We start from the raw sequence: 21,536 nt of genomic DNA, 5'->3' as shown, positions 1-21,536 counted from the left end.
ATCCTAAATATCGGATTCATTCGTCAATAGCCAATGACGCAATAACATAGCAAGTTGTTCTTGCTGTTCACTGGATAGTGCCCCAAGAATTTCTCTCTCATTTTCCAGATGGCTTTCAACCACTTTATCTATGAGTTCTTTTCCTTCCGTAGTCAAAGAGACTTTGCAACTGCGTCGATCTTTAGCATTTGCAACACGCTCAACCAGTCCTCGTTGTACCATATGCTCAATGCGGGTACTCATTGCTCCCGAAGTCAACATAACGGATTGATACATCTCAGTGGGTGTAATTGGTGTGTCATAACGGCGTAGTGTCGCAAGGATATCAAACTCAATAGCGCTTAAGTCGTATGCCTTGAAGATAGGCTGTAATCGCTGTTCGATAATTTTATTTGCACGGTATAAACGCCCAATCACACCCATTGGTGAAGGATCAAGGTCTGGGCGCTGTTGCTCCCATTGTATGAGTAAACGGTCAACGTGATCGTACTTCATGTCTTTTTCCCTATTCATTTATTTTTGAGAAAAGATACTTGATAAAATTTATATAGGCTATTATTTTAATTTATCTTTACATAAAGATACATTTTGTAATGAATTTTACACCAGTTATTCTGGGTATTATCAGAATTACGTTACTTGTGATGGGATTAAAAAAACAAACAGAGAAGCAATTAGGTTTGTAACGACGATGGTTTTTTCCTATTCCAATTTATCAGAGCCTGCATCATTATGATTGCTGTTTGGTTTTCTATTCCTCGAATTCGTACTCAAACAGCCTTATAACCCCATATAATTCAGGAGAATTACAGTATGAAATTGACTTTGATATCTGGCAGCCAGCGTCAAAACTCCAGCAGTCAACGTGTAGCCCGCTATTTGCAAAAACTCAGTAATGAATATGGATTTACGGATACTAATTTCCTCGAATTGTGCAATGTTGAACTTCCTCTTCATGATGGCTATACCACAGATATATCAGCAGAGTCACATCCGTGGCAGGCAATTGCTCACCAATTAAGAGAAAGTGAAGCCTTTATTTTTGTGTCTCCTGAATGGCATGGAATGGTGCCACCAGCGCTAAAAAATCTATTGTTATATTGCTCTGTGACGGAACTGGGGCATAAACCAGCATTATTGACTAGCGTTTCTGCTGGCCCAAATGGTGTTTACCCGCTTTCAGAATTACGTCTGACCGGTTTTAAAAATAATCATGTTTGCTTCTTGCCGGATCATCTCATTTTCCGCCAAAGTGAAAGCTTAATCTCCCCAGATTTGATGTGTAATGATGCTGTATTTGAAGGACGAGTTCACTACACACTGAAACTACTCAAATCTTATGCCGAAGCTCTGAAACATGTACGTGAAGTTATTGGAGAGGAAAATAAAAAGTATCATTATGGTATGTAAAATAGACAAGAATAACTATTTTTATTAAAAATCAAAGCATTAAAAACTAGGCTCGGCTCAATAATATGAGTCGAGTATAAAAGATCGGGTTACCGATCTTTTATATGAATTAATACAGGCTGTCCTTAAGGCGCTGAGGTAATTCCGCATCGTATCCAGCACCATCAAACTCATTTTTACTGAGTTCTTTGAGAATATGCCCTGGACTGGGTAAAGCACTGCGTTCAATCTGGGTTGAAGTATCCCATAAACCTGAACGTATAATGGCACGACTACATTGGAAAAAAACAGCATCTACGGTGATACGTAATACAGAGTTTGGCAAAACGTTACGGTAAGCAAAACGCTCTCGTATTTCCGGAGTAATTAGTATTTCTGCCCGACCGTTGATGCGTAATGTTTCACCAATACCAGGAATAAGCAGTAACAGAGCAACACGGTTATCGTGCAGGATATTACGCAGACTATCGATTCGGTTATTCCCTCTTCTGTCTGGCAAAATCAACGTTTTCTCATCTTCGATATGAATAAAGCCAGGTTGGTCTCCACGTGGAGAAATATCCATCCCTTCTTTACCTGTTGTTGCTAATGCTGCAAATGGTGCTGATTCGATAAAAGGACGATAAATCGGATGAATATGATCCGTTTCCTTAAGCACAGAAAGTACCGCGGGTTTTCCGTAAATTTGCTCAAGTGTGGTGATATCAGTAACAACGTTATCCATTATGAAATTTCTCCTTCATAATCAATCCGTAGTCTGACATGTTCTATGATGATATTGAGTTAGTCATAGAACAGCGCTGTTTTAAAATTGACATGACTTATTCAGTGATGAAAACGCATAACATACTCCAGATGCCCTGTTGCCTCGTCTTTCCCTTCTTTAGCAACATAAAATCCTTGTGATAAATAGAAATTATAGCTTATTTCATTTTCTTGATAGACTGCCAAGGTAAGCTCTGTTCTGCGATTTTTGGCATCGGCAATCAATTCACTACCCACTCCCTGCCTTTGGTTATCCGGTAATACGAAAATTGCGGCTAATGCATCGTCATGTAGTGCGTAAAAACCGATGATTTTTCCGTTTTGGACATAAACATATACCTCAGAAGCCGGAATATAGAGGTTTCTCATTTTTTCGATCTGAGATTTCCAAAAATCAGCCGCGATAAAATGGTGTGCTTTAATAGATGCCTCCAGCCAAATTGTCAGAATGTCGTCCATATCTGCTTCTGTGAATTTCCTGATCATTTCTGTGGACCTTATAATTCTTCTTCTTTTTTGAAGACAGATATTATAAATGGAGGCTTAAAATTTGGAACATGAGGAATTAATTTTTGGTGAAGAGAAAACCCTGCCTCTTCTGCACATGCTATCCGTTTTTCTAATGACCAGTACGTATCATTAAAAGAGAATGGCTTACCCGTTTCAGTCCACAAAGTCGTTAACAATGTATCTCCGTCACGGTAAGTCTTTCCTGCTTCTCCTGTTTTGAATGGGCCAAAATCTATGCCTAAAGCATCCAAATTAAAATCAAGAGTCATGTAATAACCATGTTTAACTAAATGGCTATTTACCTGACGAAAAATAGCTTTGTACGAGTCTTCTGTTTTTAGTGTGCAGAGCACAAAAGAGCTGACTACCGTATCAAAAGGGCTGTCATTCGTATAGTGATGTAGCTCAGTTGGATAAATGAATATAGCCCCACTCTCTTTATATTTTTCTTTTGCTAATTCAATAGCATATTTTGAAATATCTGCACCGATTACGTGAGGCACAATCGACGTAAGAAAAGGAATTAATGCTCCTGATCCACAACCAAGATCAAGAACTTTTTTTATGGAATTATGTTGCTTAATAAAATCACAAATAGTTGTGAAAGCATATTTCTTTTCAAGAATATCATTGTATTGTGAAAAAAACTCAGAAAGCTCTTTTTCTTCCCATTTACTCATATATTCACCTCTTATTGTTTTTATAAAGCTGTGAAAGAAGTTAATAATCAGGTTAATTTAATATTATAGCTTCTTTAATGATTCCTTTTGTTGAGAACTCATGATCTTAATCCCGTTTAAAGAATAAGGCTATTTTATAATTTTTATATATAGCATAAATTATTACACGAATAATAATTTATAAAAATCTTGTCATCTCTACTGTGTTTTTATATCAATCATACTTATTTTATTACCCTGATAAATATCCATTTAATAAATAAAAGATTGCTTAACAAAAATACGGAGAAGTATTTTTTTTATTTTTTACTTAATAATAAATAACTGTATATCAGTGTAAAATAACTAAAATTTAAATTTATCCATTTGAATTTAAAAAGAAAATAAAATTAAATTATTGTAAATCAAATGTTATCAGTGGGTTAAATAAATTCTTGCATTTGATGTTTAGTTATCATTTCATAGAAACTTGCTGGCGAGTTATAGATATTTTTTTGATATCTTTAATTAATTATTTATTTAAAGATTATTCTGCAACATCCATCTGTTTTGGGAATAACTTAATCCTGCCAGTTATATGAACTCAAATGACCTGTTAAATATAAGCGTTTTCTGAAGAGTTATTTATTGAATAGCGAATCGGAAGATTTCATCATGTAAAAAATGGACCTACTCTTATGAAAAAAAACAATACAGTAAAACCTATATTTTTGTGGGTGACATTATTTTGTGGACTATTACCTATTAATGCTTCAATGGCCGATACTGGATATCAGGAACAAGGGCAGAAAAACTCGCCTGATAGTTGGCTATCAGAGGAATTCAAGCGTCAATGGGGATTAACCGCAATTGGTGCGCATTATGCTTATGCACGTGGTTATACTGGGAAAGGGATTAATGTTGGTGTGCTGGATGAGGCTGTTACTCAGCATTCTGAATTTGCAGGAAAACTTAAGATATTAAGCCCTGAAGATATTTGGAACTACGATGAAAAGAAAAATGGAACGATCATCTTCGGTGCTCACGGTAACCATGTGTCAGGAATTATTGCCGCAAACAGAGACGGTAAAGGGATGCACGGCGTGGCATTTGATTCGGGCTTAATTACTGCAAAATATTTGCAAAATGAGTTTAATCGTACAGAAGCCATGATTCAGAGTAATGTTCGGGTTATCAATAATAGTTGGGGTGTTCGTCCTGGATATGCTACTGATAGCAAAGGTAATCCTATAAGATTTCCAAATGGAACAGTAAAATATGATAAAGTCACATTAGACGATGTCATTAAATATGCCACCCCGATTAAAGAAATGTTGGATAAGTTAAGTAAATCTCCGATCCCAGAGGATGATTTCTATCCAATACTGGGAACAATCAGATCAGCTTCCTTATTGCGTGCAGCACGTCAAGATAAATTAGTTGTTTTTGCTGCGGGAAATGCCAACAACTATAACGTCACCTGGTTACACGCGGGGATGCCGTTTTTCTTCCCTGATGTATTAAAGAATTACCTCAGCGTAGCCAACCTGACCAGAGACAATCAAATTAACGTCTCATCAACCAGTTGCGGATATACCGCTAGTTACTGTTTGTCCGCACCAGGCACCAGAGTTTACAGTAGCACAGGTGATTTTGTTTCGAAAAATAATGGAAAAATAGACGAAGATGCCTTAAATAAGGGTGAACTGGAGATTAATCCTACTTATGAGGCTTACACAGGCACATCTATGGCATCCCCGCATGTAGTCGGAGCGGCGGCTGTCTTGATGCAGCGTTTTCCTTATATGACAGCGGGGCAAATCTCTGATGTTCTCAAAACAACTGCTACTGATCTGGGGGAAAAAGGTATTGACCGGCTCTATGGCTGGGGAATGCTGAACCTGAAAGATGCCATTGATGGCCCTAAAATGTTTATCACTGAGAAAGATATTCCTGCTGAATTCTATGTTCCCGGCTCATATACGGAAACTCAGTTTGTCGCAAATATCCCCGGAATGGGGGGGATAGTGGAAAAAGGTACTACTGTAGAACGGGTATGCGATAGCATTGAGTGTGCCTATGACTATTGGAGTAATGATATTGCAGGTCATGGTGGATTGACTAAAACCGGTAAAGGAATGCTTGAACTTGCTGGTAAAAATAGCACTTATAAAGGGCCAACCTGGGTAGAACAAGGCCAGTTGCAAATTAGTGGCTCTATAACTTCTGATGTCACTGTGCAAAATGATGCAACACTGAGTGGAAGTGGTACTGTTGGCTCACTTATGGCCAATGCCAGTGCCAATATTGCTCCAGGCAATTTAAATTCAATTGGAATCTTGAACGTTGATCGTGATGTTACTTTCCAGGAAGGTTCTCGTTATCTGGTTGAAGTTGCACCAAATACTCAAGGACGTAGTGATCGCATTTCCAGCAATGGTTCAGCGATATTGAAAGGTGGAGCTGTACAGGTCACATTAGAAAACAACAGCAACTTACTCTCAAAACATGAAGTTCGTAGCCTGCTTGGTCAGCAATACAATATCTTACAGGCAAACCGTGGTATCAATGGTCAATTTACTACCGTTGCACCTAACTATTTGTTCGTTGGTACTCATCTTAACTACCAACCTAATAGCGTGATGTTAGATATAAAACGTAATACCACTACATTTGCCAGTATGGGTAAAACCGCTAATGAACGTGCGATAGCCAATGCTGCTGATAAGCTGAATCTGGGTCATCCGGTTTATGAGAGTATCTTAATGTCTGATACGCCTGCTCAGGCTCGCCAGGCATTCCAACAGTTGTCTTCTGGACAGATCCATGCCGATATCGCTGCTGCACAGATCAATAGCAGCCGTTATCTGCGCGATACATTGAATACACGCTTGCGCCAGGCAGATGGTGGAACCACTAATCAGGATATCAAAGCAGATAAAAATGGTGTTTGGGCGCAAATCACCAGCCACTGGCAACGCGCCGATGATACCAGTGAAATCAACGGCTATCGTATGTCTAATTATGGTGTGTTACTGGGCGCAGACAAGACGTTAACGAATGACTGGCGTATCGGTATGTCTACTGGTTATACCCGCTCTTCTCTGCGCGGTGGTTATAATACTTCAGCCGACAGCAACAATTTCCATCTGGCATTATATGGTAGCAAACAGATTAATGCTCTGGCATTGCGTACTGGTGTGACCTATAGCTGGCATCGTTTTGATACAAAACGTTCGGTTGCTTTTGGCAGTCAGTCCGACAATTTGAAAGCTAAATATGGTGCACAAACCGGGCAGATATTTACTGAAGCAGCTTATCGTATTAATGCTCCCTGGTTGAATTTGGAACCATTTGCCAATTTGTCTCACGTTAATTTCCGTCATGGTGGTATTAATGAGCAAGGTGGTGCTGCGGCATTAACTGGCGAAAAACAATCAAAAAATGCAACTCTCTCCACATTAGGTTTACGCGTTGATCAAAAATGGCAGACGCAAAATCAAATTACTGTAGGTATGTATGGTGAATTGGGTTGGCAACATCAATTTGGCAATGTCGATCGTGGCAGTAAATTAAGTTTCAGTAATAGCAATGCAGCATTTACTCTCAACAGTGTTTCAGCAGCACGTGACGCCGCTGTCATCAAAGCAGGTACGGCATTGAACATTAATGAAAATGCTCAATTATCTCTGGGATATAACGGTGTCTTATCAGGCAATCACAAAGATAACGGTGTATTCTTCAATGCCAACTGGAAATTCTGAGTAATAAAAACCTCATAAAAAACAAACTCATTGCTGGCAATAGCTGGCAGTGAGTTTTTCTTTTCTTCTTCATTTGATGGCTTTGTATCCACAGCAATACAAAATAGTTAAGTAGATCTTATGCATTGTCAGTCAGATAATGACTACCGAGTCATCTACATAATCTAAAGGAGGATAATTATGGCTTATCGTAAGGTACTGTTAGTTAGTTTGTTTTCTATCACAGCAAGTTCAAATGCTTTAGCGTTGAGTGATACATCTATTGATTTTTCTGAGCCTAATGATAATGGTGCTCCATTAATGAAATCAACCGATCCTGGTGCCGATAAATTCAGAACTGTCGGTAAATTTTCGGGGGGAGCAAGCTGTACTGCAACCCTGATTGCTGGTGAAAATGAACCAAGCCCAAAGACTCCGGCCTTGATACTAACAGCAGGACACTGTGTTAATAGCAATGTAGGAACAAATGAAGTGATCGTTGATCAGCCAGTAGAAATGGAATATTGGCAATATACTCCGGATTATTTTATTGACAAAAAAGCCAACCTTTCACCAATAAAAATTGACCGTATTCTGTATTCAACGATGAAACACCAAGATATCGCTGTCTTACAATTGAAAGCTACTTATGGCGATCTGGCTAAGAAAGGCTATCATCCTTTGAAGCTGAAGAAAAACCTGAAGATGAAATATCAGCCTATCGTGTTGACACATATTCCTGTCAATAATGTTGATTACGATTTTGCTTACCTTAGAAAATCGGAATGTGATATTACCGGAAAATCACCATTATTGTATGAAAGTTCTGCCCCATGGATTTGGTCTCCGATCTTCTCTGTTAACTGTGCTGGTGTAGTCGGTGGAACATCTGGCTCCCCTGTTTTTGAAAAAGGTAAAACGGACGTTATTGGTGTTCTTAATACAACCACAACACCAGGTATGACTGGTTGTGGACTCGGCAGGCCTTGTACTGTCGAAAACAATAAAGGAGTTTCAGAAGAAGGAGCCAGCTATTTCATTCCTGTAGATACCATTGCTAATGCAATAACCAAGGACAACAAACTGGATCTATCTAAACTGGAAAATAATAGCGGTGACATTTTAGAAAGAAGTCTGCTGTGGTCATCTTGGATTACTCAAGGTGTTGTTGACGGAGAGAAAGCAAAATGGGATGTCATTATCAAAGAAGGTGCTGATGTCAAAAATATCCGCTATAAAACAGGGCTGATCAGCGAAGTGGATTGTACAAATCAAGCCGGATATAGCGCTCCAGTTTCAGCTAGCAAGAATCTATTGAAAAACATGTTATTGCCTGAAAAAGACGGTATCTATAAACTCTGTGTTATCCATCAGAACAACGATGGTCAATGGCAAAAAACAAAAGATGCCTCAGTGATGTTGCGAGAAATTGATAATGTTCCACCATCAATTAAACCAATCATTCATAAAGATGACCATGGGAGTAACAACTGGTATATAACTGTTAAAGCTCAACAATATGAACTCATGGGTGTTCAAGTGAAATATGGTCCTAAAGCAACAACCCACTGTGATGATAAATCAGGTTACGGCTTTGCCTGGAGGCCTATAGTTCTAGCTAAATCTGAAGCTCCATGGCGTGTATGTGCATATGGTCAAGATATGGCAAAAAATGATAGCCAAATTAGTGTACTTGATATTGAAGCCACTGCTGCTAAATAAACAATCTCACTGCCAGTAATCGCTGGCAGTGAAACACCACACTACCTTCACTCCCCTATTTTTTTATCCAACACATGATGTAGTAGCTAAAGACAGCTAAAAATTTTATCTATTTCCACTCAATCCAATTTTTTATCAGAGAAGGCCTGAATATGTCATCACGTATTATTTTGCCTAAAGTTTCATCATTAATTCTACCGATATTCTCATTTGCTGTATTTTTCATCGGTGCGACAGAGTTTATGCTATCCCCCATACTCAAACCATTGGCTGAATCGTTTGAAACAACAACAGATAAAGCGACCTGGCTGGTATCCAGTTATGCCCTCGCTTACGCACTTTCAGCACCGATTTTTGGTTGGTTATCTTATCGAATAAGTCGATATAAATTGTTGCTGACATCTTTGCTGTTTCTTTCATTTGATGGGCTGGCATTGGCTATAGCCCCCAATTTAGAAATTGCTATCGGATTGCGTATTTTCGGAGGTATTGCTTCGGCTGCTCTGATCCCAACTATTTTTGCATTGGTTGCAGATATTTTCCCTCCCCATAAACAAACCCCAGCAATGGGAATTGTTATGTTTGGCATGACTGCGGGTATTGCGGCTGGCCCTGTCTTCGCAGGAGTGTTAACAGCCGTTTTTAACTGGCGGATACCATTTTTGATGAATGCGATAGGATGTATTTTGCTTTTTATTTTAAGCAGAAATGTTTTAAGCCGAAAATTGCCTTTAACTCTGAAGAAAAACTCTTCCCAGAATCATCACATAAGAAAAACAGAAATAACATTTCAATGGATACACCAGGGGAATTTAATCCGCCCTCTTATCGCAAAAGGGTTTTGGAATGGTACGGCAGTATCTGCTTTTATATTGACCGGAGAAGTATTAAGACGACATTATGATTTAGAAACAGACGCAGTTGGTATCTCCGTTTCTGCATTTGGCATCGGGCTTGGTTTGGGGAATCTATCTACATATTTTGTGAAGCACTTACGGATCCGGGAAGAATGCACGCTACTGTTGACAATAATAACACTTTTCGTAACCAGTTCTGCATTCATGTTATTACCACTGTCTTTATTCTTTAGCCTTGGCTGCCTGATGTTATGGGGATGTGCACTCGGACTTGCAGCCCCTGTGAGCACTTCTATTCTGGCAAATCGAGCGAAGCGGAATAAAGGCCAAATATTGGCAGTATCTGAAAGCCTGAATAATCTGGCAATTCTATTTTTACTCCCCATTGTGACTACGCAACTAACCCTGCACGGTATCGTGGCGGCAATGATAATACTGGGAAGCTGCTTGATAATAGCTATTGGGATGATATTGAGAGATTTTTGGTGACACTGTCACTAAATCAAGGCCAATAAACGTAAAAAAATGGCCCAGTGGAAGCGAAACTGTAAAATACGACATTTGACTTTTTTGAACTGAGCTTGTGGCTAAACACACTATCCTTAGTCCGTCCTATTAGTATTATCCTGAATAAGCTGAAACTCACGTACCCAACGAATTGAATAATAAATAAATTTATCATCTTATCCATCATGTAGAAAAATCTCTTCCTTCTAAAAGGCTTTGGTGAATTCCAAAGCCTTTCGACAATGATAAGGAGTTAATGAACTTATCCAACTTCAGGTAAGATTCCTGTCACAATACCTATTTGAATAGAAATTACTGCGATCCCACAAAGAAATACCAAAACCAATGCGGGCGTTCCGCCAAAGACCCGATATTGGCATACATTTTTTTGGCGAACTTTAAAAATCAAAATACTGGGTAATAACAAAGCAAGGATTGATAACGCAATAGCAGCATATCCCAACGCCATGACAAATCCTTTTGGATAAAACAAGGCAAACACTAATGGAGGTGCAAATGTTAGCAATCCGGTTTGTAAGCGCCCTGCTACATTATTCTGGCGTTTGAAAAGATCTGCCAGAAAATCAAATAACCCAAGAGTGACGCCCAAAAAAGACGTTGCTAACGCCAGGTTGGCGAATATTTGCACTGAAAATTCTGTTTTTGATGATACAACTACATCACGAATCGAGCGGATCAATCCATCTAATCCGGATTTTTCAGCTAGAATTCCCAATAGTGTAGTTGAATCAAGACTTCCTAATGTAGCTAATTGCCAAAGTATATAAGCTATCAGAGGAATTGCACTGCCGATAATAAATATCCATCGTAATTTACGGATATCACCTTTCATATATCGTATAATGCTCGGTACGCTGCCATGAAAACCAAATGAAGTGAAAACAACAGGAATAGCAGATAAAATAAGACCTTGCTCAACAGGCATGGATAATAAATTTACATGCTGAATGTGTGGAAGCATCAAACCAAGCATCAATACCAGAAAGATAATCTTGGCACTAAACAATATTCTGTTTATAAAATCGACAGAGCTGGTACCAACACAGACTATCCCTCCACCTATCAAGGTGAATAGAAGTACGCCTACGGCACCATGAAATGAAACACCTGTCCATTTATTAATGTTGGCAGTAAGTAAATCACCTGCCCCACTGATATAAGCCGCAGTTAAGGCGTACAACAGAAACATCATGCTGAAACCAGTAATGATTTTTCCATATTTGCCAAGATAACGATAAGCCAGTGTCCCCAAACCGGTATCGAATGATTCATACTGATAAGCTTCAACCAGCAATAATGCGGTATAACTCATCAAAATCCATATCCCAACTAGCAGAATAAAACTAACACTGAAACCTATACCAGATGCGGCAAGTGGCATTGCCAGCATACCTGCTCCGATCGTTGTCCCGGCGACAATAAAAATACTTCCCAGGGTACGATTTTTCATATCTATATCCCTTTAGTATCAACTAAGAAATGAAGTATCAAAATCTAACCTTTGATGTAATTGCTTTTCTTTTTCATCAACAATTTGAGTCAGTTTTCTAACAAAAATAAATTTTAATTGCTCCCAATATTCTTCGAAGTGTTCTTCATTACGCAGACAATGTGTCATGACGGCTGCCCGCAATATATATATATGATGTACTGCTTGCCATTCACTATAACTAAAACCACATTGCTCAGCGTAATACCTGGGAGTATCACCATACTCTTTGTAATCCAGTATTGTTGATGATGTGAGAAAATCATTGGCATAAGCACGTCCGGTGGAATATGAACATAGTTCATAGATCCGTTTGTTGAGGGCGTTATGGTTCAGCAGACTGGTATTTCCGACTTCCTTGAAAGAAAAATTAATCATATGAAAGTCAGGTGTTGGCATGATATACGTTTCAAATTGATATTTTTCAACCTTTATAGGTTGCATATTGGTTATCTTATCTAATAATCGATTAGCAGTGACGATCCCAGCAGCGATCACTTTGCCATACCCATGAATGTTCAGAGGTAATAATCTGTGCGCTGCCCACAAAGCGGCAGCAGTTGCTCCAGCCTTTGAACCTTCCATTATAGAGGCACCTAATATTCCTCGATTACTGGTTGGTGAATCATTGTGAACATCATTATCTTCAAAGACATAAGCAGCATGGGAAGAAATCAAATCGAGAATTCGCTTATCCTTCATACAGATAGCACCAGCCGAATATTGAATGAATCCCATCTTATGGGGATCAACAGTAATCGAATCGACATGTTTTAGTGCCTTGAAACTCTGATAGACTTCCAGTTTAGGCCAGTTAATATTTTCAGGGATAAGTCCAAGTTCATGATGATGCTTAACTAATTCATCATATTCCATAAATTTTCCCTGCTCATCCAGGAGTGAAGAACAGGCATAACCTGCATAGGCAGCATCAATATGGATGTAAAACGATGCCCCATAATGCTCTTCACATTCCTGCCTCAGCTTTATCACTTCATCAATGCGATCAATTGCTCCTACTTCCGTTGTACCTACCACAGCAATCATTGCCAAAATAGCTTCTCCTTTCTCAATAAGAGAAAGCGTGATTTCACGCATCTTGGCAACATCAGTCTGATAATGTTCATTAACGGGCAATGGAATAATATTTTCTTGTCCAATACCAAAAATATCGGCTGCTTTTATCCAAGAGTAATGCTTAGACTGTGGTACAAGTAGCTTGCCTAAAATTTCCGGTTTAACGCCTATGCCACGACATGTCATATCGCGTATTTCATTAAATATTCCCTGCCTTTTTAACTCACTAATTAAATCAATGGCTTCTGCTGTTGGAATATTCATTAATTGTTTTTGAGACTTGTGACTGAGCAGGTTTTTGGTTTCAGGATGCAGAGAAATGGCTAAAGACAGTGTTTTTAAGTTCCTGGCAACCCAAAGTCCCTCATAGTTAGCCACGGTTCCTCCTGAGGTGATATGTCCCCAGGCTTGTTGTGTGTCATAGCCAAACATTCGGCAGAGATCTAATCCGGATTCAAGCTCAAGATCTGTTGTGGTTGGTGATGCTTCATAAGAACAGTTATTGGGGTTGTACATCATCGCCATAACATAAGCGAGATTAGAAACCATCAAAGTGTCGCCATTAATGTGTCCAAGATAACGGGGAGAAAAGAAAGGAATGGAGGTGTTTTTTAGTTTTGCCGATAACTGATTTAATATTCCTTCTGTTCGATACAGTGTTTCTCTGTAGTTATGCTCATAGCGATCAACTGATGTAACCAGAGCGGAATCTTCAGGATGAAAACCTGAACGCCAATGCATATGCTCACTGACCGCATAATCCATCATTTCCCTGAAAAACACAGCATTTTCTGACTTTGGACCTAAAAATAGAGCATCTACATTTAAGTTAGAATTAAGTGGCTTAGTCATAATCACAATATCCTCGATTGTTCATTATTCTTTGTTAGCTATTTATTCATTAACTAAGTCAAGCTATGAACACAGATATAAAACATATGATTTGAAATATTAATAACAAGTTAATAAATACTTTAAATTTGTGCACTAGAACAAAAAAATGATAAAGAAAAGATGTAATCCAGTAGTGTTTTAAGGATGGTTTGTAAATTTAAGACCATGAATATACTGTGGTTTTCTGCACATAAAATCAGTGGCGGCATCACATTTTTTATTGTGCAGATTAGAATAAATGGAATATATGACTTTATAATGATGTTAATAATTACATGTTGCACATGATAAAGAAAATATATTGATTAATGATTTCCGCAATAAACATAATGACTGTACCCGACAGAATAGAATAACCTGTTCGAATGCGTGTTCTGTTTCGCCCTTTCCATAATGTATATGTCCAGATCGCCATAGCGATAATGTATAAACACCATGTTATCATTCTAAAACTAAATGCACTTTTGAAGTTAAGTTCTGGTTGATGGGGAAAAATGGTGTTTTTTCCTTCACTTTCCAATGCCGTCTCTACTAACCATCCCATGTATGCTGGTTGTTCAATCAATCGGATTGTCACACTGATAAAAACAATAATCAGCGCTGACATAATAAGTTTGGTAGGAATTTTTTCTCGCATAAGTTTCCCGCCCGACTGACTAATAAACGACAAAGCCAGTGCTGGCCCCAACGTAAATACTGCGCCATAGAACAAAAAATAAGTATTAATATTTGTCCAGGTGAGCATGGCACTGTTCAAATAAATACTGACCATATAGTGAATATCAGCTAAGCCAATAATACCGATCCCCATCATAACATATACATGTCCGCGCCTGGTGACCAAAACAAAAAGTGTATATAAACTCAAAGTACCAAAGTAGATGGCAGCAAATGTTGTTTCTATATTTATCCACTCTCGCCGGTGTATTATGTTATGCAATTGTAATAAATGATACACACTGAATGGATATCCCATAATATCCAAAGAAGATAGCAAACCTATTCCAGACAGTATGCTACTGATGACTAAAGCTATGCGGACAGGGACAACCGTTGATTTTTGCCCTGCGTTTGTTTTCTGATTAAAACAATAAATATAAAGTGCACTCATCAGTACCAGGCCAATAGAACTTTGCACTATCATTGTAAATGCAATTAACAGCCATTCACTCATGCTAATCCATCCATTTATCTGTAAACCCACCTCTATCGTCAATACACCACCATCAACATGACATTATATTATTAATATAATTTCAGTTTTATTGGTGTGTTATATCGAATGTGCAGAATTTTACGCAAGTTAAGACTTAATCACAGCAAAATTTCATTTTTTTCTTCGTCAATGACAAAGATAATGATTAACAAAAAAATCAGGCTCTTATCAGAGCCACCTAAATATGTTAAATTGACGAACATCAATCATTTCTAACGAGCACTTCCTATGGTTCCGGAAAAACGCATTATTAGGCGGATTCAATCAGGTGGTTGTGCAATCCACTGTCAGGATTGCAGCATTAACCAACTATGCATTCCTTTCACTTTAAACGAACATGAACTCGATCAGCTTGATAATATCATTGAGCGTAAAAAACCCATCCAAAAAGGACAAACTCTTTTTAAAGCTGGTGACGCATTAAAATCGCTTTATGCTATCCGTTCTGGAACTATTAAAAGCTATACAATCACTGAAGAAGGTGATGAGCAAATCACAGGTTTTCATCTTGCCGGAGATTTAGTCGGATTTGATGCCATAATCAATACAGAGCATCCCAGTTTTGCTCAGGCATTGGAAACTTCAATGGTATGCGAAATCCCATTTGAAACATTAGATGATCTTTCCGGAAAAATGCCGAATCTCCGCCAGCAAATGATGCGTTTGATGAGTGGTGAAATTAAAGGTGATCAGGAAATGATCCTCTTATTATCCAAGAAGAATGCAGAAGAAAGGCTGGCGGCATTTGTTTATAATTTGTCCCGCCGTTTTTCGCAACGCGGTTTTTCCCCCCGTGAATTCCGTCTGACTATGACACGTGGTGATATCGGTAATTATCTCGGCTTGACAGTTGAAACTATCAGCCGTCTGCTTGGGCGTTTTCAGAAAAATGGCATTTTAAGTGTTAAAGGAAAGTATATCACTGTAGAAAACATGGAAAAATTAACTGAACTGGCAGGTAAAGCCCACGTAAATGTGACATAAAGTTATTTCAAAATTTAAGCCAGATCACTATATTTTGCTGATCTGGCACTCTCCTACACTGTTATAGTTGTCGATATTAGTTTATCTTTCTGTACGAAAGGCACATCCAGCCTCTGCGAGGTATTAATATATGGCAAACTACCAAAACCTCTTAGTTGCAATTGATCCGAATCAGGATGATCAGCCAGCATTAAGACGTGCGGTATATATCGTGCAACGTAATGGTGGCCGGATTAAGGCTTTCTTGCCCATTTATGATCTATCCTATGATATGACTACGTTACTTTCTCCCGAAGAAAGAAACGCTATGCGTAAAGGTGTTATTGGTCAACGGGTCGCCTGGATAAAACAACAAGCACATTACTACCTTGAATCAGGAATTGATATTGAAATCAAAGTAGTTTGGCATAATCGTTTTTATGAAGCGATCATTCAGGAAGTTATTTCTGGAGAACATGATTTGCTATTGAAGATGGCACATCAGCATTCTCTGTTAGAGTCGATGATTTTTACACCGCTCGACTGGCACTTATTACGTAAATGCCCTTGTCCTGTCTGGATGGTAAAAGACCAGATATGGCCAGAAAAAGGGTCGGCAGTTGTTGCGGTGAATTTATCAAACGAAGAATCCTATCATAATGAACTTAATCTGAAATTAGTTGGTGAAACACAAGAACTTGCTAACAGGATTGTAAAAGAACCTCTTATCCACCTTGTCAGTGCCTATCCCGCAGCGCCTTTAAACATTGCAACAGAACTGCCTGATTTTGATCCCAATGTATACAATCGTGCATTACGCGGTCAGCATTTGGTCGCAATGAAAGAACTACGACAGAAATTTTGTATCAGCGAAGAGCAAACGCATGTTCAGGAAGGCTTGCCGGAAAAAGTCATTCCTGAAATCTGCGAGGAAATTAATGCTGGTGTGGTTGTTTTAGGCATTCTTGGGCGTACAGGTTTGTCTGCTGCATTTCTTGGTAATACTGCAGAACATGTTATTGACCGGTTAAAATGCGATCTGCTGGCAATTAAACCTGATGGTTTCATTTGTCCGATTGATGTGGATGAATAATAATCGACAATGATTCGATAGTTTGCCCGAAATAAGATTTATTCAAGTTTCGGGCAAACTATGATTTGTATTAGTGTGATTTGATTACTATATCAAAATTACTATATTCAAAAATTCAAATTTCTGGCCGCATTTCTCAGACGTTCATCCCCGCGCCGATCATACTTTTGAGTTGTCGTAATACTTGAGTGTCCCATTGCATCTTTGACGGTCACAATATCTTCGCCATTATCCAACATAGCCGAGGCAAAGGTTCTGCGTAGATCATGAGGAGCAAATTTTTCTATTCCGCTTTCAATCCTGCGAGTTTCCAATATATGATAAATAGCCTGATCAGAAAGACGATCTTCTGTTACATCATCATGCCTGCGGATACGAGTAAATAATGGCCCGGCATGCTCCCCCCGAACTTCATCCACCCAGCAATTCAACCGCCTCCATGTCCCTTCCGGCATATATGACAAACGTTCTTTGTTTCCTTTCCCCATCACTCTTAATGCTTGTTCACGATAAATGATGTGTTTCAGATCTAATGAGACAATTTCTGAACGGCGCAGACCGCAACCTATCAAAATACCGATAATGGCGGCATCGCGTAAGCCTTTTGTACTGAGATCGTTTTCACAGGTATAAAATAAGGTCTTAATTTCATAACGCTCAAGTGCCCGTCCTTTGGTTAAGCGACTTCCCCTGACAGAACGTACTTGTTTAATGTGTTGAAAATTATCCGTGTCAAGTTGTTTCATTGTCCAGGCTTCTAGTGCAACGCCTTTCAATGCAGAAAGATAAGTATTGATCGTTGCGGGTGCTTTGCCTGAATCAGAGAGCATTTCCATAATGGCCTGAATATGATGGCGCCGTAGATTACGCCATAAACAGTCCTGCACATTTTGGTAACCCAACATTTTTGCCACAATATTAAGAAATGACTTCATAGTTTGGCGACTTCGCTTTGAACCAAGACTGACAAGATAGGCAATGGCAGGATTGTCATATATCTGATCAGATGCAGACAATGGCATAACCATTCCCTGCTTTTGATAATCTCTGGAATTCTGTTGCTCATCAGAAAGCACAATCAGTGAGTTTTTCTCCTCTTTATTTTTATCGTTCTTCTCATCTTTATGGTGCATAACTGCCCTCTGACTCCAATGTCTTTTGATTGCGCTACGTAAAAACTGGGACTTATGACTCACACCATATTATTGTGAAAATCTTACTTTTTCAAATGTGTATTTTAATAAGTAGAAAAAATATGTAGGAAATGTGAACGTGTGTAAGAGCAATAAAGTTTGTACACAAGAGATAGTTACTGATGCATAACCTATTGATATAGCTGTTTTTAGAGCATCAAAAATGCTGGATCAATGCTTGAATGAAACTGACATTATTAACTCACACAAACAAATCTGCTTGTGCTGGTCAGCTTGTGAATACGCCCTGACTGTTTCAAATTTGACTTGAAATATTGCAGCAGTTTTTTATCGTGTGAGAAAGCGGATAAGCATATTAACATGCTTACCATAGGGAGGACGTAGCTGATCTGTCAGTGCCAGATTGTATTTGCGCAAAATAGGCATGGCTTTGGAAAAAGTTTTAAAGCCTTCATAGCCGTGATACTGCCCCATACCGCTCTGGCCTACACCCCCAAAGGGTAAACTTGTACATGCAAATTGATACAGTGTGTCATTGATGCAAATGCTACCTGCGACGATGTGCAATAAAGCCGCCTCAATTTGCTTGTTATTTTTGCTGAAACAATAAAAGGCCAATGGTCGATCACGGCTTGCAATATAATGGATTGCTTCATCATAAGAGCGGTAGGTTTTAATCGGTATCAGTGGGCCGAAAATTTCTTCCTGCATGATAGCACTGTCATCATCAGGGTTGAGAACTAGTGTAGGAGCAAGAATACGTTGCTTAAGCGCTTGTCTCGGATCAATAAGAGGCATAAGCGGAATGATCTGATGACCGCGTATGATTGCATCTTCAAGTAATTTAATAAGACGTCGATACTGGTTGTTATTGATAATGCTTGTATAGTCTGGGAAGTTGTTGGGTTGGGGATAGCGTTGCGAAATTTGTTCCTTAGCCTCTGTAATAAACGGCTCAATGACACTTTCCGGCAATAATACGTAATCGGGTGCTATGCAGGTTTGTCCAGAATTGAAAAGCTTTCCGTTTATAATGCGAGCAGCCGCTTTTTTCAGATCGGCATCGGGGGCAATCAGTGCTGGAGACTTACCGCCAAGTTCCAACGTAACAGGAGTGAGGTTTTGTGCGGCAGCGGCCATTACTTTTTTACCGATCGCCCTGGAGCCAGTAAAAAACAGGTGATCAAAGGGTAAGGCAGAAAAAGCGGCTGCAATATCTGCTCCGCCTTGTGCAATACTGACACGATTTTCAGGAAAAATTTTGCTTAGAAATTTTTCTAAGTAGGCATTGGTATGTGGCGTATGTTCTGAAGGTTTGATAAATGCATGATTACCTGCGGCAAGAGCTGATACTAATGGTGTGAGAGTCAAATTAACCGGATAGTTCCACGGCGCCATGATGCCAACAACGCCGAGCGGCACATAGCGTACTTCAGCCGTTGCCGGCCACAACTGCCATCCAGCCTTGCGTCTTTGCGGTTTTATCCATCTTTTAAGATACCGCAGACAAAGATCAATTTCCCTCAACACAATTATCGCTTCTGCCATTATGCTCTCGTGGCGAGAACGATGGCCGAAATCGTAGGAAACGGCTTCCACCATTTCATTCAGGCTGGCTTTAAAATTTGCGCGCAAACACAGCAGATCATCCCGGCGTTGGTATTCATCAGGTCGATTCTGTTCCCAAGCTTGGCGCAGTGCGTCAAATTTGGTGTTGATTAATTCTGTCATTGATCACGCCTCCGCACAGAGCAGGCAAAACACCATTGAGCTATATAATAAGTGCCGAGTACCAAGAGCGGACTTAACGGAGTTTCAAAGTAAAAATGGCTATAAGCGAGCATGCTATCGCTGATAGCAAAAAAGATACCGCCAAAAGCTGCAATATTCGCTGCATGTTGTGCTGGAAGCATCGGGCTTTTAAATGGATAAATAATTACTCTGTTAACCGCTAACCCGGCCATGAAAGTCAAAATCGCAGCATAGATGGCAACCGGCATTTTCATGCTGTTAGGTAGATGATTCCACAGCCCGATGACTATTAATAATGCGATGACTATAAATATGATAAAAACTGCAATTACAATGAAAATTGTACGAAGAGTTATAAATTTTGCACTGAAGTATTTGTTTTTAATAACAGAAGTATAAATACTGTCGCAACATAGAGCATAAATGTAAGCGCAATGTGTGAGCAGGAAGCAAAATAGTCCAGCCAAAAAATAGTCTTGCGGTAACATCAAAAAAAAATCACCCCCTACGGCGAATGCAAGTCCAAAAACAATGGCGTTACGATAACGTATTGAGAAAGGTGCTCGGATCAACAGAATCCAAAACACTAATAGTGCGGTGGCGGTGGGTTTAGTCAGATAGTGGAGCCAAATCCATGCTGGATTTACCGAAGCACTGAGTGATGCACCTGTTATAGTGCTAATTGAAAGGAGTGTATAGAGCAATCCGATTTTGTTGTGCAAACCATGCTGAGGAGTGCAATTATTTGATGGCATATGCCTCTCCCACCGTTTCTTTCTTACTTAAGGTAACAGAATTTTCACCTGTAAATAACAACAAACCAATAACAAAGTAGAATAAAAAAACATGATCAAAAGGCATCGTAACTTAAGGTTATAGGAGGTTTTGCGCCCATTCCCTCGATAAGTTCACTGCACAAAATCAAACCCTCTTTTTCAGTCTAAAGTAGGTTGCTCTGGATATGCCCGTCCTTTCCATGACGTCTTTCATCAATGCTTTCTGAATTATCATATTTTTGGCCTGAGCTGCACCTTTATGCGGTTTTCTGCCAAATCTAACGCCGGATTCCTTCGCATATTGACGACCTTCATTCGTACGCTCAAGAATACGTTCGCGCTCTGCTTCAGCCACTGCCGCCAGAATCTGAACCATCATTTTACCCATCGTGCCCTTCAGTACTGAGGCTGTTGTCCAAAAACCGAATAGCTATGCCTTTTTTGTAGCAGCTATCGACAATTTTGATCATGTCCGAGTTATTGCGGCCTAAACGATCCATTTTGGTACATATATATAATGGTGTCGTCTATTTCAGCTCTGGCAAGTAACTTTTTCAACCCTTCTCTGTTGTCAGTTTTTCCGGTCATCTTATCCGTGAAAATTCGATCTTCACGAACCCCCGCCTGTTATAGTGATAATGTGCCTGTAACCGCAGTAATAGGGAATCACTGGTCCGGGATAAAGTCAAAACCACCAACCAGATGCAGGCTTTCCTGCTTGAATTTGGTATCAGCATGCCCAAGGGGATTGCCGTGATAAAACGGCTCTCTGCTGTGCTGGCTGAACATGAACTTCCCCCTTATTTGGTGCAGGTATTACTGCGGTTACAGGCACATTATCACTATCTGGTTGAGCAAATCACCGAGATTGAAACTGCCCTGTCACAGGAGGTTGCTCAGGATGATATCGGACAACGGCTGATGACGA

The 21,536-nt window shown here is 39.4% G+C and carries 18 protein-coding genes and 1 pseudogene; 7 read left to right on the top strand and 12 right to left on the bottom strand.

The window, feature by feature from the left end; all coding sequences use genetic code 11:
• Positions 1 to 3: 3 nt before the first annotated feature.
• The gene (locus tag AAC147_RS12515) at positions 4 to 495 is read right to left on the bottom strand and encodes a MarR family winged helix-turn-helix transcriptional regulator (RefSeq protein WP_047681498.1); all 492 of its coding nucleotides are present in this window, start codon (positions 493 to 495) and stop codon (positions 4 to 6) included.
• A gap of 318 nt (positions 496 to 813) precedes the next feature.
• On the opposite strand from AAC147_RS12515, the gene AAC147_RS12510 reads away from it, so the two are divergent.
• On the top strand, positions 814 to 1,410 hold the full coding sequence (locus AAC147_RS12510) for an NADPH-dependent FMN reductase (RefSeq protein WP_047681495.1): 597 nt from the start codon (positions 814 to 816) through the stop codon (positions 1,408 to 1,410).
• A 109-nt stretch (positions 1,411 to 1,519) separates the two neighbouring features.
• Here AAC147_RS12510 and AAC147_RS12505 read toward each other — a convergent pair whose 3' ends face one another.
• The 3 genes from AAC147_RS12505 to AAC147_RS12495 form a co-directional block, all read right to left on the bottom strand.
• A complete protein-coding gene (locus AAC147_RS12505; protein ID WP_276552565.1) occupies positions 1,520 to 2,134 on the bottom strand; it encodes a pyridoxamine 5'-phosphate oxidase family protein in 615 nt (204 codons plus the stop codon).
• Positions 2,135 to 2,235: 101 nt separating this feature from the next.
• Positions 2,236 to 2,661 (bottom strand): N-acetyltransferase, encoded by a 426-nt coding sequence (locus AAC147_RS12500; protein WP_047681490.1) that lies wholly within the window; start codon positions 2,659 to 2,661, stop codon positions 2,236 to 2,238.
• An 11-nt stretch (positions 2,662 to 2,672) separates the two neighbouring features.
• A complete protein-coding gene (locus AAC147_RS12495; RefSeq protein ID WP_047681487.1) occupies positions 2,673 to 3,365 on the bottom strand; it encodes a class I SAM-dependent methyltransferase in 693 nt (230 codons plus the stop codon).
• 677 nt (positions 3,366 to 4,042) lie between these two features.
• Between AAC147_RS12495 and AAC147_RS12490 the strand changes: the two genes are divergently transcribed.
• The 3 genes from AAC147_RS12490 (at position 4,043) to AAC147_RS12480 (ending at position 10,155) form a co-directional block, all read left to right on the top strand.
• Complete coding sequence (locus AAC147_RS12490; protein WP_047681485.1) at positions 4,043 to 7,108, top strand: autotransporter domain-containing protein; 3,066 nt, start codon at positions 4,043 to 4,045, stop codon at positions 7,106 to 7,108.
• Between the two features lie 180 nt (positions 7,109 to 7,288).
• Positions 7,289 to 8,809, top strand: a complete 1,521-nt coding sequence (locus tag AAC147_RS12485; RefSeq protein WP_047681481.1) for a trypsin-like serine peptidase — start codon at positions 7,289 to 7,291, stop codon at positions 8,807 to 8,809.
• A gap of 152 nt (positions 8,810 to 8,961) precedes the next feature.
• Positions 8,962 to 10,155 carry an MFS transporter gene (locus tag AAC147_RS12480; RefSeq protein ID WP_047681479.1) on the top strand — a complete coding sequence of 398 codons (1,194 nt, stop codon included), beginning with the start codon at positions 8,962 to 8,964 and terminating at the stop codon, positions 10,153 to 10,155.
• A gap of 280 nt (positions 10,156 to 10,435) precedes the next feature.
• Here AAC147_RS12480 and tyrP read toward each other — a convergent pair whose 3' ends face one another.
• The 3 genes from tyrP to AAC147_RS12465 all read right to left on the bottom strand — a co-directional run bounded on the left by tyrP (position 10,436) and on the right by AAC147_RS12465 (position 14,828).
• Positions 10,436 to 11,644 carry a tyrosine transporter TyrP gene (gene tyrP, locus AAC147_RS12475; protein WP_047681476.1) on the bottom strand — a complete coding sequence of 403 codons (1,209 nt, stop codon included), beginning with the start codon at positions 11,642 to 11,644 and terminating at the stop codon, positions 10,436 to 10,438.
• A gap of 18 nt (positions 11,645 to 11,662) precedes the next feature.
• Positions 11,663 to 13,612: a pyridoxal phosphate-dependent decarboxylase family protein gene (locus AAC147_RS12470; protein ID WP_047681473.1), complete on the bottom strand. Its 1,950-nt coding sequence runs from the start codon at positions 13,610 to 13,612 to the stop codon at positions 11,663 to 11,665.
• A 313-nt stretch (positions 13,613 to 13,925) separates the two neighbouring features.
• Positions 13,926 to 14,828: a dimethyl sulfoxide reductase anchor subunit family protein gene (locus tag AAC147_RS12465; protein ID WP_047681472.1), complete on the bottom strand. Its 903-nt coding sequence runs from the start codon at positions 14,826 to 14,828 to the stop codon at positions 13,926 to 13,928.
• 270 nt (positions 14,829 to 15,098) lie between these two features.
• On the opposite strand from AAC147_RS12465, the gene AAC147_RS12460 reads away from it, so the two are divergent.
• Positions 15,099 to 15,854 carry an FNR family transcription factor gene (locus tag AAC147_RS12460; protein WP_047681471.1) on the top strand — a complete coding sequence of 252 codons (756 nt, stop codon included), beginning with the start codon at positions 15,099 to 15,101 and terminating at the stop codon, positions 15,852 to 15,854.
• A 130-nt stretch (positions 15,855 to 15,984) separates the two neighbouring features.
• Positions 15,985 to 16,926, top strand: coding sequence for a universal stress protein UspE (gene uspE, locus AAC147_RS12455; RefSeq protein WP_047681469.1), 942 nt, complete (start codon positions 15,985 to 15,987; stop codon positions 16,924 to 16,926).
• A 107-nt stretch (positions 16,927 to 17,033) separates the two neighbouring features.
• Here the strand turns inward: uspE and AAC147_RS12450 are convergent, their stop codons facing one another.
• From AAC147_RS12450 to AAC147_RS12430, 5 genes are all read right to left on the bottom strand, one after another.
• Positions 17,034 to 17,948, bottom strand: a complete 915-nt coding sequence (locus AAC147_RS12450; RefSeq protein WP_369793148.1) for a tyrosine-type recombinase/integrase — start codon at positions 17,946 to 17,948, stop codon at positions 17,034 to 17,036.
• 459 nt (positions 17,949 to 18,407) lie between these two features.
• Entirely contained in the window at positions 18,408 to 19,811 is a 1,404-nt protein-coding gene (locus tag AAC147_RS12445) for a coniferyl aldehyde dehydrogenase (RefSeq protein WP_047681463.1), read from the bottom strand.
• Complete coding sequence (locus AAC147_RS12440; protein ID WP_052189528.1) at positions 19,808 to 20,587, bottom strand: lysoplasmalogenase; 780 nt, start codon at positions 20,585 to 20,587, stop codon at positions 19,808 to 19,810. Before AAC147_RS12440 ends, AAC147_RS12445 begins: the two co-directional genes overlap by 4 nt.
• A gap of 166 nt (positions 20,588 to 20,753) precedes the next feature.
• Entirely contained in the window at positions 20,754 to 20,987 is a 234-nt protein-coding gene (locus tag AAC147_RS12435) for a recombinase family protein (RefSeq protein WP_255347665.1), read from the bottom strand.
• Between the two features lies 1 nt (position 20,988).
• A complete protein-coding gene (locus tag AAC147_RS12430; RefSeq protein WP_255347666.1) occupies positions 20,989 to 21,078 on the bottom strand; it encodes a hypothetical protein in 90 nt (29 codons plus the stop codon).
• 190 nt (positions 21,079 to 21,268) lie between these two features.
• Between AAC147_RS12430 and AAC147_RS12425 the strand changes: the two are divergent.
• Positions 21,269 to 21,536 (top strand): annotated as a pseudogene (locus AAC147_RS12425) (IS110 family transposase); the annotation flags it as partial.

It is taken from the genome of Xenorhabdus sp. NBAII XenSa04 (assembly GCF_963866145.1).
Lineage (GTDB): Bacteria > Pseudomonadota > Gammaproteobacteria > Enterobacterales > Enterobacteriaceae > Xenorhabdus > Xenorhabdus indica.
This window is presented reverse-complemented; position numbering and strand designations above follow the sequence as displayed.